Annotated in this window: 15 protein-coding genes; 2 read left to right on the forward strand and 13 right to left on the reverse strand. The window is 59.4% G+C overall.

What is annotated here, in order from left to right:
* Positions 1–11: 11 nt before the first annotated feature.
* Positions 12–242, forward strand: a complete 231-nt coding sequence (locus AC1MEW_RS23835; protein WP_201257552.1) for a hypothetical protein — start codon at positions 12–14, stop codon at positions 240–242.
* Positions 243–372: 130 nt separating this feature from the next.
* Positions 373–612, forward strand: coding sequence for a DUF2789 domain-containing protein (locus AC1MEW_RS23840; RefSeq protein ID WP_201257517.1), 240 nt, complete (start codon positions 373–375; stop codon positions 610–612).
* Between the two features lie 9 nt (positions 613–621).
* Here AC1MEW_RS23840 and AC1MEW_RS23845 read toward each other — a convergent pair whose 3' ends face one another.
* From AC1MEW_RS23845 to AC1MEW_RS23905, 13 genes are all read right to left on the reverse strand, one after another.
* Positions 622–825 (reverse strand): hypothetical protein, encoded by a 204-nt coding sequence (locus AC1MEW_RS23845; protein WP_201257518.1) that lies wholly within the window; start codon positions 823–825, stop codon positions 622–624.
* Positions 826–944: 119 nt separating this feature from the next.
* Complete coding sequence (locus tag AC1MEW_RS23850; RefSeq protein ID WP_322268222.1) at positions 945–2,549, reverse strand: methyl-accepting chemotaxis protein; 1,605 nt, start codon at positions 2,547–2,549, stop codon at positions 945–947.
* Positions 2,550–2,756: 207 nt separating this feature from the next.
* Positions 2,757–3,161: a TraR/DksA family transcriptional regulator gene (locus tag AC1MEW_RS23855; RefSeq protein WP_074875645.1), complete on the reverse strand. Its 405-nt coding sequence runs from the start codon at positions 3,159–3,161 to the stop codon at positions 2,757–2,759.
* Positions 3,162–3,487: 326 nt separating this feature from the next.
* Complete coding sequence (locus tag AC1MEW_RS23860; protein ID WP_054052830.1) at positions 3,488–4,510, reverse strand: ABC transporter permease; 1,023 nt, start codon at positions 4,508–4,510, stop codon at positions 3,488–3,490.
* 213 nt (positions 4,511–4,723) lie between these two features.
* A complete protein-coding gene (locus AC1MEW_RS23865) occupies positions 4,724–6,289 on the reverse strand; it encodes a sugar ABC transporter ATP-binding protein (protein ID WP_201257519.1) in 1,566 nt (521 codons plus the stop codon).
* A 70-nt stretch (positions 6,290–6,359) separates the two neighbouring features.
* Positions 6,360–7,286, reverse strand: a complete 927-nt coding sequence (locus AC1MEW_RS23870) for a sugar ABC transporter substrate-binding protein (protein ID WP_201257520.1) — start codon at positions 7,284–7,286, stop codon at positions 6,360–6,362.
* Between the two features lie 52 nt (positions 7,287–7,338).
* Positions 7,339–7,524: a hypothetical protein gene (locus AC1MEW_RS23875; RefSeq protein WP_480423795.1), complete on the reverse strand. Its 186-nt coding sequence runs from the start codon at positions 7,522–7,524 to the stop codon at positions 7,339–7,341.
* Positions 7,525–7,668: 144 nt separating this feature from the next.
* Positions 7,669–8,721: a Gfo/Idh/MocA family protein gene (locus tag AC1MEW_RS23880; RefSeq protein WP_322268220.1), complete on the reverse strand. Its 1,053-nt coding sequence runs from the start codon at positions 8,719–8,721 to the stop codon at positions 7,669–7,671.
* Positions 8,722–8,882: 161 nt separating this feature from the next.
* Positions 8,883–9,743, reverse strand: a complete 861-nt coding sequence (locus AC1MEW_RS23885) for a sugar phosphate isomerase/epimerase family protein (RefSeq protein WP_201257522.1) — start codon at positions 9,741–9,743, stop codon at positions 8,883–8,885.
* Between the two features lie 128 nt (positions 9,744–9,871).
* Positions 9,872–10,882 carry a bifunctional inositol 2-dehydrogenase/D-chiro-inositol 1-dehydrogenase gene (gene iolG / locus AC1MEW_RS23890; RefSeq protein WP_480423796.1) on the reverse strand — a complete coding sequence of 337 codons (1,011 nt, stop codon included), beginning with the start codon at positions 10,880–10,882 and terminating at the stop codon, positions 9,872–9,874.
* Positions 10,883–10,921: 39 nt separating this feature from the next.
* Positions 10,922–12,853 carry a 3D-(3,5/4)-trihydroxycyclohexane-1,2-dione acylhydrolase (decyclizing) gene (iolD, locus tag AC1MEW_RS23895; RefSeq protein ID WP_480423797.1) on the reverse strand — a complete coding sequence of 644 codons (1,932 nt, stop codon included), beginning with the start codon at positions 12,851–12,853 and terminating at the stop codon, positions 10,922–10,924.
* 154 nt (positions 12,854–13,007) lie between these two features.
* Positions 13,008–13,829, reverse strand: coding sequence for a TIM barrel protein (locus AC1MEW_RS23900; RefSeq protein WP_480423798.1), 822 nt, complete (start codon positions 13,827–13,829; stop codon positions 13,008–13,010).
* A 25-nt stretch (positions 13,830–13,854) separates the two neighbouring features.
* A complete protein-coding gene (locus tag AC1MEW_RS23905) occupies positions 13,855–15,357 on the reverse strand; it encodes a CoA-acylating methylmalonate-semialdehyde dehydrogenase (protein WP_323570602.1) in 1,503 nt (500 codons plus the stop codon).
* Positions 15,358–15,367: the final 10 nt, after the last annotated feature.

Genomic DNA, 15,367 nt, shown 5'->3' on the forward strand with positions numbered 1-15,367 from the left:
AAGGCTGCTACGTGACGGAATTTGATATCGGCGAATTTTTTATCCGGGGCGAAGCCAGAGAGGTCGAAGGCGAATTCCAGGCTGTCATTATCATGCGCGCCAAACCACCCTTGAACACCGTGACCTATCACCAGGTCGAGAAGGATCGCTGGTTCAAGACCTCGGACGTTGCGGCCATCGCTGCCCAGGAAGCCGCCAAGGCCCTGAAGCTGGCGGTCGATGAAGGTGCATTGAAAGTCTGACTCCGGTTTGCAGTCTATGCTCACTCCTGCTTTTGACCATCGCTATCGAACTCCTGAAGCGCGGCTCCCTCAGATGCATTGAAGCCGCACCTCAGATTTCGCATTCGACGCGACCCGCAAGGAGATGAAGATGGATTCACCTACACACGACTTGAAAGGCTTGTTCGATCAGCTCGGCCTGGACTCCAGCGAGAAGGCCATCGACGATTTCATCGCCAGCCACTCACCCATGGCCGACGACAAAAAACTGATCGATGCCGAATTCTGGACCCCGCAACAGGCCGGTTTTCTCAAAGAACAACTGCGTGAAGATGCCGATTGGGCGCGGGTGGTCGACGACCTGAACCTGCGCATGCATCAGACTCACTAGCCCGGGCAGTCAATGCAGGCTGTCAGGTCGCTCGACACTCAGTTGCGCCAGCCAGGCAGCCCTGCACTCTTCGGCTTCATCGCGACTGGAAAACGCCGTCCCCCGGCGCTCGCCATTCAGTAGCACGACCCAGCAAACACTCTGCCCCATTGCGCGCAAACAGGCAGGCACACCGCTGCCGATCATCACCGCAACATCGACTTTACTTTGCATGCTGACCTCTCGAATTTTCATTAGCCACCTAACTATATAGGCAGAGTAATGAGTTCTTTCGTGAGGAAACAGCAAGCGCCGTGCACAGGTTCGTTGCACAACCGGTAACAATCAGGTGTCTAGCGCGGCTTTTCCGGCTTATAGCCCAGTCGCAATCCACCCCAATGCCGGCCCTTGAGCATGATCGGCACGGATAAATCGTGCATCAATTCGCCGGTGTCGCGGGTATAGGTCTGCAACAGCACCGGTTGCTGATGACTGCCACAGCGGATGCCGGTGCGGTCGGCGAACTTGCGCTTGGTACGGTTTTGCAGGGTATCGACCAGCGCATCACCGGTCAGCGGCTGGCTGAATACCGTGTTGTGAGTCGGCACGTAGCCTTGCTGAGTGCAGGCGATGGCAAACACCAAACCTTCATGGCGCGGCAGCAGCGGTTCCTGAATCGCCGGCAAGACCTGATCGGTGTAGCGATCGAAGCGGGTCTGGAACTTGGCCGGGCTGGTGTTGGGAATGGCCTGGTAATTGCGATCGAACAGGTCATCGAGGCTGACACGCCCCTGATCGATATCCGCTTCAAAACGCGCGGCGATCTGGCGCGCGCCTTCGCGGGCGAGGTCGTAAATCCGTTGGTGATAGTCATCGAGCCCGACCTCTGCCAAGCGCTCGCTGATGGTTTCGGCCTGACCTTCCATTTGCACGGCGGCCTGGGCTAGGCGTTGAGTCTGCTGATCACTGATCGCCAGGTCGCTGCGCATCTGTTCGATGGCGTGAAACAGGCTGTCCAGTTGTTCGCGGTTGGTGTCGGCACCGCGGGCAATTTCGCCGACCTGGTGTTCGACACCAGCAGCCAGGCGCGCGATATTTTCCAGATGTTGGCCGGTGTGCTCTACCTGTTTGACCCCGACGTCCAGATCACTGGAGAGCTGGCGGATCTGCTCCACCACTTGCGCGGTGCGTTGCTGGATGTCGGCAACCATTTCTCCGACTTCGCCGGTCGCCATCGCCGTGCGCGCGGCCAGACCACGAACTTCATCCGCCACCACGGCAAACCCGCGACCGTGCTCCCCGGCGCGCGCGGCTTCGATGGCGGCGTTCAGCGCCAGCAGATTGGTCTGGCTGGCGATGGACTGAATCACCAGGGTGACCCGCTGGATGTCGTCACTGCGCAGGCTCAGGGCTTCGATCAGTTCACGGCTGGCGCTGGCCCGCTGGCTGAGCTGGTGCATACGCGAGATCGACTCGATCAGTTCGGTTCGCCCCGCCGCACTGCTCTGATGGGCCTCGCTGGCCGCGCTCAAGGCTTCTCGACTGAGTGTCGACGTCGCCTGTTCGGTGGAAATCATCACTTCGGCGTTGCTGACGATCCGCTTGGCTGCATCGAGTTGCGATTGCACCTTCTCGGCCAACTGCTTGACTGAATAGGCCACGCCAGCGGCGGACAACGCGTTATGACTGGTGGTGTAGGAAAGATCGCGGGTCAGCTCGGCGATGGCGCTTGAGCCATCGGCAGGGGTTGAATCGGGGATCGCGCGCGCGCGCAGGCGCGGCAGCCAGATGACCAGCACGGCCACGGGCAGGCCGATGTAGAGCGATGCACCGCCCAAGGAGATGCCACAGAGCAACAGCACCAGGGCGATGCTTTGCAAGGTGGGCGTCAGCCAAAGGTTTTTTAGCGCTGGCACGGGAGCAGGTACTGCCCCAACCAGAGATCCGTCTCTCGTCATCTTCGTCACCCCATGCGTCTTCTATTTGTTGTGACTGCATTAAACGCCACTAGTGGGCCATTATCTATGGTCCGTTAGTAGCGGATGTTGCAGCAGGTCAATAGAAGTATTCGGGTTTTGCGGACGGCGAAAAGCTTCGCGGGCAAGCCTCGCTCCTACAAGATGTGTGTAGGAGCAAGGCTTGCCCGCGATTGCGGCGCTACTGAATCAGGCCTGACGCTGGTGCTTGTCGATCTGTTCGTGACGCTCTTGAGCTTCGATGCAGTACTTGGTGGTCGGGCTGATCAGCAGGCGTTTCAGGCCAATGGCCTCGCCGCTGTCATCGCACCAGCCAAAGCTGTCTTCTTTGATGCGTTCCAGAGCCTGTTCCAACTGAGGCAGCATGCGCTGGTCGCGATCGATCGCGTTGACCAGCCAGGTACGCTCTTCTTCAACAGAAGCAGCGTCGGCCGGGTCAGCCGGGGTGTCCAGGCTTTCGATGGCGATGCGGTTCTGCTCGATGCGCTCGTGGGTTTCGACTTTCATGTTCTGCAACAGCTCGAAGAAAAAAGCATGTTGCTCGGCATTCATGTAGTCATCCGCCGGCATGGCCAGCAACTTGTCCTTTGTCATTGATATCTCTATAAAAAAACGTGCATTAAGGCGAATTAGGGAGCGTTCCGACGAACCTCGAAGGCCGTCGGAAAGGCGCCGTTTATTCCAAGCGCCACCCGGCACTCAATTTACGAGGGGCGGCAGTCTAAGGCCGACTTGAGGCCTCAGCAACTGAAAAGACAGCGAATTTGTCCGACAACACCCGGAAAGTGCTCTATGGCAGCCGTTGTGGCGGTCATCGGAGTGCGTTTATAGCAAGAAATTCAGTCCAGCGGCTGTATATAGAAGACAAACGGCTGCGCCACGCGGGTCAGGCGTGGCGCATTTTGCTGTTTATAGCGGTTTTAGCGCTTGAGTTTGCGCTTGTTGCGGTACTGGTCGATGACCACCGCCACCACAATAATCAATCCTTTGATGATGTCCTGAATATACGCATCGACCCCGACAAAGGTAAAGCCACTGGCCATTACCCCGAGGATCAGCGCGCCAATCACGGTCCCGGTAATGCGCCCTACGCCGCCGGCCAGGCTCGTACCACCGATCACCGCAGCGGCAATCGCATCCAGTTCATAGGACATGCCCATCCCGGCCTGCCCCGTCGCGGCTCGGGCTGAAGCCACCACACCGGCCAGGCCAGCGAGCAACCCGGCGATGCTGTAGACGATCACCAGATGCCGCTTGACGTTGATCCCGGAGGTCCGCGCCGCCTGCATGTTGCCGCCGATGGCGTAGGTGTACTTGCCGTACTTGGTGTAACGCAGGGCGATATGGAAGATCACCGCCACTACCAGGAAGATGATCACCGGCATCGCGCCGTGGCCAATGGCAGTGTAGGAATCGGAGAGCATGCTCACCGGTTGGCCTTCGGTGTAATACCGCGCCAAGCCACGTGCCGAGACCATCATGCCGAGGGTGGCAATGAACGGTGGAATCCCGGTAACGGCAATGATGCTGCCGTTGATCGCCCCCGCCAGCAATCCGACCCCGAGCCCGGCAATCACCGGTATCCACACCGGCAAGTCGGTCAGCGACGGAAACACCGCCCGGGCGAAGTCCGAGGTCTGGGCCAGGCTGGCGGCAATCATCGCCGACAGCGCCAGCACCGAACCGGACGACAGGTCGATACCGGTGGTGATGATCACCTGGGTTACGCCGATGGCCAGCAGGCCGATGATCGACACTTGCAGGATCATCAGCACCAGGCGCTGGGAGTTCATCAGGAAGCTCTGGTCGCGCACGATCCAGCCAAACACTTCGAAGACCAGGCCGATGCCGATCAGCACCAGGAAGATACTCAGTTCGGTCGGAAAGCGCCGACGACTCTTGGTCGGTGCCGTTGCTGGCTTGTTTTCCAGTATCGCGTTCATAACCACTCACCCTTCTAAAAAATCCGGTATCGACTACATACCCTGTGGCCTGAGATTGCTTGTGGCCAGGGCGCTTAATTGTGGCGAGGGAGCTTGCTCCCGTTGGACTGCGCAGCAGTCCCATGCCATTGGGGCCGCTTCGCAGCCCAGCGGGAGCAAGCTCCCTCGCCACAAGCAAGCTCCCTCACCACAGAAATTGTGTTTACCCTTGAATTAGTGAACCACGGACATGCCCGAGGCCAGTTGCATCACCCGTTCCTGGGTCGCTTCGCTGCGGTCGAGGGTGCCCATCAGGTCGCCCTCGTGCATGACCATCACCCGGTCGCTCATGCCAAGCACTTCCGGCAGCTCCGAGGAAATCATGATCACCGCCATGCCTTCGCTGGCGAGGTAGGAAATAAGCCGGTAGATCTCGGCCTTCGCGCCGACATCGATGCCACGGGTCGGCTCGTCGAGAATCAGGATGCGTGGATTGGTCATCAGCCAGCGCGCCAACAAGGCTTTCTGCTGGTTGCCGCCGGACAAAGTGTCGATGCACTGCTCCAGCGACGGGGTTTTGACCCGCAGCTTTTTGCACATGTCTTCGCACAACACCCGCAGGGCTTTCTGCTGAATGAAACCGTGACCGGCGTAATGCGGCAGTACGGCCATCTCCATGTTTTCCAGCACCGACAGGCACGGAAACAGGCCACTGAGCTTGCGATCCTCGGTCAACAGCGCGAAGCCTTTCTCGATGGCCATGTGCGGATCGCTGATACGCACTACCTTGCCGTCGAGGCGAATCTCGCCGCCGTCGCTGGGGGTGATGCCGAAAATTGCTTCGGCGACGTTGGTCCGCCCCGAACCCATCAATCCGGCGATCCCCAGAATCTCCCCGGCGTGCAGATCAAAGGACACACCTTTGAAAATGCCGTCGAGCTTGAGGTCGCGCACCGAAAGCAGCAGATCGCCAATCGGCTTCTCACGCACCGGGAACAATTGGCTCAGTTCGCGACCGACCATCATCGAAATCAGGCTGTCGCCGTCCATGCTGTCGGCCCGTTGCAGGCCGATGTAGGCGCCGTCACGGAACACCGCTACTTCATCGGCGATGGCGAACACTTCGTTCATTTTGTGGGTGATGTAGATGATGCCTTTGCCCTGGCTCTTGAGGTCGGCAATGATCGAGAACAGATGGGCGACTTCCTTGTCGGTGATGGCCGAGGTCGGTTCGTCCATGATCAGAATGTCGGAGTCGTAGGACACAGCCTTGGCAATCTCGACCATCTGCCGCTCGGCGATGCTCAGGTTGCCGACCTGTTCTTCCGGATCAAGGTTGATCCGCAGGCGTTCCAGCAGTTTCGCGGTGCAGCGATGCATCTCGCGGTGATCGACCATGTGAAAACCGTTGAGCTGCTCACGCCCGATCCAGATGTTCTCGGCGATGCTCATGTGCGGCATCAGGTTGAGTTCCTGGTGGATCATCGCGATCCCGGACTGGAGCGCCGCCAAAGGCGTCTCGAAAACGACCTTTTTGCCCCGCAGGCGCAGTTCGCCAGCGTCCGGCTGGTAGATGCCAGCGATGATTTTCATCAGGGTCGATTTGCCTGCGCCGTTCTCGCCCATCAGGGCCAGCACGGAACCGGGACGCACCCGAAGCTGCACATCGGACAAGGCCACCACACCGGGAAAACCCTTGCTGACGTTGATGATCTCCAGCAGGTACGGCTCATCGACAGGTGTTGCGGTTGGCTGGATACCCACCAACGGGGTGCTCGAAGCAGTCGCTGAAGCGAACATGATCAGGTACTCCATCAGCAAGATCGCGGTGGCGACCTTGCGTACTTATTGTTGTTATTGAACGGACGGACTATTTAAAGGTATCGACGTTTTGCGGGGTGATCAGGCGATATGGCACCCACACGGCCTGTTCAACCGGCTCGTTCTTGGCCATTTTCACGGCCGTGTCGATGGAGCCGTCCGCTTGACCTTTTGCGTCCTGGAACACCGACACCGCCATGTTGCCTTTCTTGATCGCGTTCAAGCCGTCCGGCGTACCGTCGACACCGGCAATCAGCACACTGCCCTTCTCGACGCCGGCCTGTTGCAGGGCCATCGCAGCGCCGATGGCCATTTCGTCGTTGTTGGCCACTACCGCGTCAAACTTGCGACCCTGGGTCAGCCAGTCGTTGACCAGGGTCATGCCTTTATCCCGCGACCAGGTGCCGGTCTGCTCTTGCTCGATCTTGATGTTCGGGTACTTGGCCAACACCTCTTTTACGCCTTTGGTGCGGTTGGTAGTGGAGTTGTTGGCCAGGTCGCCGAGCAGAATCACGATGTCGCCCTTGCCGCCCATTTTGTCGGCCAGGTATTGCATCTGCATTTCACCGGCCTCCAGGTCGTTGGAGGCCACCGTGACCACACCTTTAGGCAACTTCAGGTCATCCGGGCGGCGGTTGACGTAGACCAGCGGAATGCCAGCCTTGACGGCGGCTTCGGTGATTTTTTTGGTGGCGGCGGTGTCAACCGGATTGACCACGATGGCATCGACTTTCTGGCTGATGAAGCTCTCTACCTGGCTCAATTGCTTGACCACGTCGCTGCGGGCATCTTCGAACTGCAGCTGCACGCCATCGGGATAGGCCTTGGCTTTCTTGTCCATGGATTCGCGCAGGTAGGTCAGCCAGGTGTCATCGAACTGGGACATGCTTACGCCAATCCTCATATCGGCCAATGCAGCGCCGCTGACGAACATCAGGGACAAGGCAAGTGCGGTGAAACGGATCTGGGTCTTCATGAAAAGTCTTTCTCCACATTCTTGTTGGTTTTATGGATAAGGCGTGACGATTTCAGTGACTGGGCAAGCGGACAATCGGCGCACCGGGAATGCAGCAGACCAGGGCACCCTTGCGTTCAACGCAGAGCAAGCGGGGAATGGACAAGCGGGTAAAGAAAAGGAACGAGGCGCGAGGCAGGTCGCGTAAGAGATGTGTAGCGGAACGTAAAACATGCAAAGCAGCGTTAAAGGTTTTCATCGACGGTACCTGGCTTTTGTTTCTTGTTTTTGGTTCGTCCTGCACTCGTTCGAGCTTGGCTTGAGCGAGATTGAACGTTGATAGTCGGCAACCTGGAAATGACTTTATTGGAAAATAATTTCTATATCAACTAATTTTAGAATTTTATTCTGTTTTTATTCCACGGTGGTCGAACTGCCCCAAATCCACCACTTGATGGCGCTCAGCACTCATTCGCGCAGCGTCCAGTACGCGAGTGGTCGCCAGTGCATCACGGGCCTCGACGGGCAGTGGGCCACCGCTCTGCAACGCGGCTTGTAGCTGTAAATAGAACTGATTCCAGCAGCCACGCTCAGACGGAACCCGCTCGCGCACCTCGCCCTGTTCAAACCAGCCCCAGCGTCGGTGTTCTTCCACGCCCCAGCGGTCGCCTTCGGATTTAGGCGAGAGCCCGGCCAGCACCGAGTCCTCTTGCCCGTCCAGACCATCGACGCTGTAGCAGCCTTGGGTGCCAGTCACGCGGAAACGCGGTCCGGGGGTGTTTTGCAGACAACTGCCGCCCAGGTGCGAGGTCACACCGCTGGCGTGGGTCAGGGACATAAAGAAGCCGTTGTCGAAGACCTGGCCTTTTTCCAGGTATTCCAGTTCGGCGTACACCCGCGTCACCGGACCGAACAGCAGCAGCGCCTGATCCACCAGATGGCTGCCCAAGTCGCGGAGAAAGCCGCCGCCGCTGCCATTGTTCACCGCTTGCGGCGAGTAGCGTTCGATCCGCGATTCGAAACGCGTGATCTGGCCCAGCGCGCCGGACTCAATGAGTTTGCGCACGGTGAGGAAGTCCGAATCCCAGCGCCGGTTCTGGTAGACGCTGAGCCGCACACCCTGACGCTCGGCCATGGTGATCAGGGTTTGCGCCTGTTGCGCATCAGCGGCGAACGGTTTGTCGCTGACCACCGCCACGCCGTGCTCGATGCCGTCGAGTACCAGCGCCGGCCGGCCCTTGAGCGGTGTGGACACCACCAGCACATCGACCCCGGCTTCGACCAGTTGGCCGATGCTGTCGAAGGCCGGCACGCCGGGGTGTTCGGCGGCCAGCAATTGTCGGCGCTCTGGTGAACGGGTGACCACACCAACAAAGGTCGCGCCCGGCAGGCTGCTGAGCAGCGGAGCATGGAAAAACCGGCCGCCATGGCCGTAACCGACAAGTCCGATACGCATGTGTGCATTCCTTCTTATTGTTCTGTTAACCACTCACCGGGTGTACGCGGCCCCTGTGGGAGCGGGCTTGCTCGCGAAAGCGGTGTGTCAGTCGACATCAATATTGACTGGTCCGCCGCCTTCGCGAGCAAGCCCGCTCCCACAAGGGTTTTGTGGTGGGCTTAGCGGCAGAGTTCGCTTTTGACCCGTTCCAGCATCATCCGGTTGGACTCGTCCGGCCGGTCTTCCCAGGCGAACACCGAAACCGTGGCGATGCCGTCGAACTGGATCTCGCGCAACGTGCCGAAGAACGCATCCCAATTGACCTCACCCTGGCCGATGTCCAAGTGCTGGTGCACGGTGGCGACGACGCCCGGCGGGTTGACGATGTAGCGCAACCCCGAAGAGGCCTTGTGGTTGTAGGTGTCAGCGATGATCAGGTGGCTGAGTTTCGAGCCGGCGTACTTGAGCATCGAAGCAATATCACCGACGCCGTCGTCATAGAAAAACGTGTGCGGCGCGGCGTAGAGGTAGTTGATCCACTCGCAATCCAGCCCGCGAATGATGTCCACCGACTCGTTGTTGCGCTCGCAGAAGTCATACGGATGCGCCTGGATGTCGAGCTTGATGCCTTCGCGTTCGAACTCGGGCATCAGCTCATCCATGGAGCGCATGAACTGGTTTTCGCACACCAGCGGGTTGTCCGACTGGCCGGTGAATTCGGTATTGACCAGTTCGCAGTCCATCTCCACGGCAATCTGGATAGCGCGCTTCCAGTTGCGCACGGCGGCGACTCGCAGGCCTTCGTCGGCAGCGGCCCAGTGGTACATCGGTAATAAAGACGAGAGTTTGACCCCGGTGTCGCTCAGGGCTTTGCGAAATTCCTTGATCCGCGCCTTGTCGACGCGCGGGGCCTTGTAGAACGGCAGGAAATCTTCCCGAGGCGACAGCTCGATGTGTTCGTAGCCGAGCTCGGCGACCTTGTCGACCATCTTGCCCAGGGACAGATTGCGGTACATGTAGGGGTCTAGTGCGATGCGCATGTTCTTGTTCTCCTTCACCACTCCCCCTGTGGGAGCGAGCTTGCTCGCGATGACGGCGGTACATTCAACATTGAAGTCGCCTGACACACCGCTATCGCGAGCAAGCTCGCTCCCACAGGGGACCATTGTTAACCGTAGAAGTGTGGGCGCTCTGGCAGGCCGACTTTGACGATCTGGCCGCTGTTTTGTGCTTCGATGCACGCGTCCGCCGCCACTGCTGCTGCGAAGCCGTCCCATGCCGATGGGCCACCGACTTGACCTGCACGCACGCCATCAATGAAGGCTTGAAGCTCAACGTCGTAGGCCGCGATAAACCGATCCTTCCAGTCCATCAGAATCGCGTTCGACAGCTTCGCGCCACTGCGCAACTGCACCTGTTGCGGCTCCGGCAATTTGGCGATGCCGGTCTCCCCCACCACTTCGCACTGGATGTCGTAGCCGTACTGGCAATTAACGAAGACTTCGACGTCGATGCGCGTGCCCTTGGCGGTTTCCAGCAGGACGATTTGCGGGTCTTTCAGATGTGCGAGGGCTTTGCTGGTCTTACGTGGGAACACTACTTGCACCGAGACGTAATCGTCATCGAGCAACCAGCGCAGCACATCCAGTTCATGGATCAGCGTGTCGGTGATCGCCATGTCGGTCTTGTAGTTCTCGCCCACGGTCGGGTTACGGTGTGCGCAGTGCAGCATCAGCGGTTCGCCAATCTGGCCGCTGTCGATCACCGCTTTGAGGGCGCGATAACCTTCATCGTACGGACGCATGAAACCGACCTGAACCAAACGCTTGCCGTGGGCCACTTCGGCCTCGACGATCTTGCGGCAGCCTTCAGCGGTGACGGCCAGGGGCTTCTCGCAGAACACCGGTTTGCCGGCGGCAATCGCAGCCAATACGAATTCTTCGTGGCTCGGGCCCCAGGAGGTAACAAGGATTGCCTCGACTTCCGGGGCCTTGATCAGCGCATGACCGTCGGGATAAACCTCGGCGGTCAGTTTCAGGTCGGACACGACTTTCGCCGCTTGCTGCAAATTGATGTCGGTGACGGCAACGACCTGGCTATTGAGCAAGGTCTGGCTGCAACGACGGATATGGTCCTGGCCGATGGCCCCGGTGCCGATGACGCCAATCTTTAAAGACATGTAGAGACTCCTGGAGTTGTAGTTGTTCGTTCAGGGCAATCAGTACTGACGGGCCTTGGCCAGTCGTTCGTTCAGGGTCTTGGCCACCGTATCGGTACGGGCGCTGGTGGAGACTTGCGCCACACCGACCCGCCACCACGACAGGTATTTGTGAATCATCGTCTTGGGCAGAACCTTGATATCGATCAGGGTCGAAACCGTCTGCAACCGCGCATCCGCCAGCGCCGCTTGCAACTCTTCAACGGTGTTCACCTTGTAAGTCTTGCAGCCATAAGCCGCTGCGCTCATGGCGAAATCCACCGGGACGAAGCCGCCATCGAGCTTGCCGGTCTCCGGATTACGGAAACGGAACTCAGTGCCGAAGCTGTCCATGCCGTGTTCCATTTGCAGGTTGTTGATGCAGCCGAAGGTCATGTTGTCCAGCAGCACCACGTTGATCTTGCGCCGCTCCTGAATCGAGGTCGCCAGCTCCGAGTGCAGCATCATGTAAGAGCCGTCACCGACCAGCGCATAGACCTCGCGCTCCGGCTCGGCGAGTTTTACGCCGAGTGCGGCGTTGACCTCGTAACCCATGCAGGAATAGCCGTACTCGACGTGGTAGGTGTTCACGCCCTTGCTGCGCCAGCTGCGCTGCAAGTCACCGGGCAGGCTGCCGGCAGCGGCGACGATCACCGCGTCGTCGGCCAGGGTTTCGTTGAGCACGCCGAGCACGCGGCTTTGGGTCAGGCAGGAGCCGGTCAGTTCGATAAATTCCCGCAGGACCGCCGGGTCCATGTGGTCGTTGATTTCCGGGATGAAATCCTTGGCCTGGTATTCGACTTGGTAGATGCGGTCGACTTCTTCGTCCAGTTGCGCCTTGGCCTGACGGGGTTGATCGCCCCAACTCGAACGGTAATCGCCCAATGCGACCGCCAGTGCCTGTAAACCGGTTTTGGCGTCGGCCAACAACTGCACGCCGTCGAGTTTCAGGGCATCGCACGGGCTGATATTGAGGTTGAGGAATTGCACGTCCGGATGCTGGAACAACGACTTCGACGCGGTGGTGAAGTCGCTGTAACGGGTGCCGATTCCGATGATCAGATCAGCGTCCTTGGCCAGCAGATTCGCCGCCAGACAACCGGTTTCGCCGATGCCGCCGACGTTCAGCGGATGGCTCGACACCACCGCGCTCTTGCCGGCCTGGGTTTCAGCGAAAGGAATATCGAAGCGCTCGGCAAACGCCTGCAACGCGGCATTAGCCCCGGAATAACGAACGCCGCCACCGCAAATAATCAGCGGCTTGCGCTTGCCTTTGAACAGCGCCAGCGCATCACCCAGCATGGCTTCGGTGGCCGGACGCCGCTCGATGCGGTGCACGCGTTTTTGCAGGAAGTAATCCGGGTAATCGTAGGCCTCGGCTTGCACGTCTTGCGGCAAGGCCAGGGTCACGGCGCCGGTTTCCGCGGGGTCAGTGAGCACGCGCATGGCGTGGATCGCCGCGGTCATCAATTGCTCGGGACGGTTGATGCGGTCCCAGTATTTGCTCACAGCTTTGAAGGCATCGTTGGTGCTGATGCTCAGGTCGTGGAACTGTTCGATCTGTTGCAGCACCGGGTCTGGCTGGCGACAGGCGTAGACATCGCCAGGCAGCAGCAACAACGGAATGCGGTTCGCAGTGGCGGTGGCGGCAGCGGTCAACATGTTCGCCGCGCCGGGGCCGACCGATGAAGAGCAGGCGTAGATCTTGCGCCGTAGATTTTGCTTGGCGAAACCGATAGCCGCATGGGCCATGCCTTGCTCGTTGCGACCCTGATGGACAATCAAGTCGCCGCTGTCCTGCTCCAGGGCCTGGCCCAGACCGAGCACGTTGCCGTGGCCGAAAATGGTAAAGATCCCGGCGACGAATTTGCTCTGAACCCCATCGACCTCGATGTACTGGTTATCGAGGAATTTCACCAGGGCCTGGGCCATGGTCAGTCTTGTTGTGGTCATGCTTGCACCTTCCTTTGAAGCTAAATCCGGTATGTGCTCTGAAATCCAATCACTGTGGGAGCGGGCTTGCTCGCGAAGAGGCCGTCACATTCAACATCTTCGTTGGCGGACCTACCGCTTTCGCGAGCAAGCCCGCTCCCACAGGGGATCTTCATTAACCTTGAGATTTTTGCAGGTGGTTCATGCTCGCGCCGATCGCCTGTTCGATATCCGCCAGACCATGCACGCTGTCGGCAAACGGTTCGAACGACAGATAGCCGCTGTAACCGCTGGCGAGCAACTTCTCAATCTGCGCCGCATTGCCAAGGATGTCGCCCTCGCCCACCAGCACGCGATGGCCGTCGCGGATGCTGTTCAGCGGTGCTTCGGCATCCTCGACGCCAGAGATGTGCACCAGCCCGGTCAGCTCAGGGAAGAACTCCTGCTCCCCGGCCAGGTGATGGTGGAAGGTGTCGTGGACCAACCGGAACACATCCAGCCCGCCAATCACCTTGATCGCGTCCACCGCCGTGCGTTTGCGCCGCAGTGAACACTCTTCAAACCCCAGCGGTTCGATGAAACCGAGAATGCCGTGATCGCGCAGGATCGGCGCCAGTTCAGTCAACGCCGTGCGCAAACCCGAAGCACGTTCGGCTTCATTGCGCGAGTCGGCGCGATCATTCAACGGGCACATCACCAAACCTTGAGCGCCGCAATCACGAGCATAAGCGGCAAGCTTCACAGCCTGAGCCCGACGCTCGTCATTCCACACATCAAACGGGTACAGCGCGTTAATCGACAGCACGGTGATGCCTTTGGCCGCGCACAACTCACGCACGCGCTCAGGCGCGGTGCCGTCTTCGATCTCGACGCCGCTTAGGTCGTTGCGGATCTCGATGGCGTCGGCCTTGAGGGTCACCGCCAACTCGATGAACGCGGGCAGGGACAAACGGGGGGCGACCATACGGTTCAAGGCGAAACGCAGGGGCTTGCTCATTATTGTTGTTCTCCAAAAGGGTGAGTTATTTGGCGGTTGGCATGCTGAATTCAGGACCTTTGGCGATGCTGTCGGGCCAGCGTTGCATCACGCTTTTGTAGCGACTGTAGAAACGAATGCCTTCTTCGCCATACGCGTGGTGATCGCCGAACAGCGAGCGCTTCCAGCCACCGAACGAATGCCAGGCCATCGGCACCGGAATCGGCACGTTGATGCCGACCATGCCGACCTTGATCGTGCGGGCAAATGCGCGGGCAATGCCGCCGTCACTGGTGAAGCAGGACACGCCGTTGCCGAACTCATGGGCGTTGATCAACGCGACGGCGCTGGCAAAATCCGGGACGCGGACGATGCCCAGCACCGGGCCGAAAATTTCTTGCTGGTAGATGCTCATCTCGGTCGTGACGTTATCGAACAGCGTCGCGCCAACGAAGAAACCGTTCTCGGCCCCCGGCACCTTGAAGTTGCGGCCATCGACGATCAACTGCGCGCCTTGGGCCACGCCTTCGCCGATAAAACCTTCAACCTTGGCCTTGTGCTCCGCGGTGACCAGCGGCCCCATATCGCTGTCGCCCTGCATGCCGTTGCCGACCTTCAGTTGATCGATGCGCGGCAGCAGTTTGGCAATCAATTGGTCGCCGACATCACCGACTGCGACGGCAATCGAGATCGCCATGCAACGTTCGCCAGCCGAGCCGTAAGCCGCGCCAATCAGCGCGTCGGCGGCTTGATCGAGATCGGCGTCGGGCATGACGATCATGTGGTTCTTCGCCCCGCCCAGCGCTTGCACGCGTTTGCCACGAGAAGTGGCTTGCTGGTGGATGTACTCGGCAATCGGCGTCGAACCGACAAAGGAAATCGCCTCAATGTCCGGGTGTTGCAGCAAGGCATCCACCGCCACTTTGTCGCCCTGAACCACGTTGAACACACCGTCCGGCAACCCGGCTTCAGTGAGCAAACGGGCCATCAGCAAACTGGCGGACGGATCACGCTCGGACGGCTTGAGGATGAAGCAGTTACCGGTGACCAGCGCCAGCGGGATCATCCACAGCGGGACCATCACCGGGAAATTGAACGGTGTGACCCCGGCGCAAACGCCCAGCGGTTGACGCAGGTTCCAGTTGTCGATGCCACCGCCGATGTTGTCGCTGAAATCGGTTTTCAGCAGGTTCGGCGCGCCACAAGCGTATTCGACGATTTCGATGCCGCGAGTGACTTCACCCTTGGCGTCGGACAGCACCTTGCCGTGTTCGCGGCTGATGATTTCCGCCAGCTCGTTGTGATGACGGTCGAGCAGTTCCTTGAACTTGAACATCACCCGGGAGCGACGCAGGGACGATTGCTCGGACCAGGCCGGGAATGCTTTTAACGCCGAGGCGACGGCTTGGTCGACGGTCTTTTGGCTGGCCAGACCGACTTGTGCCTGGACCGCGCCGGTGGCCGGGTTGAACACGTTGCTGAACCGCTCACTGCCGCTGTCCTGCACCTGACCGTCGATGTAATGGCCTAAAACCGGGGCGTTGCTCATTGTTCTTGTT

This window comes from Pseudomonas sp. ASL4, assembly GCF_056680395.1.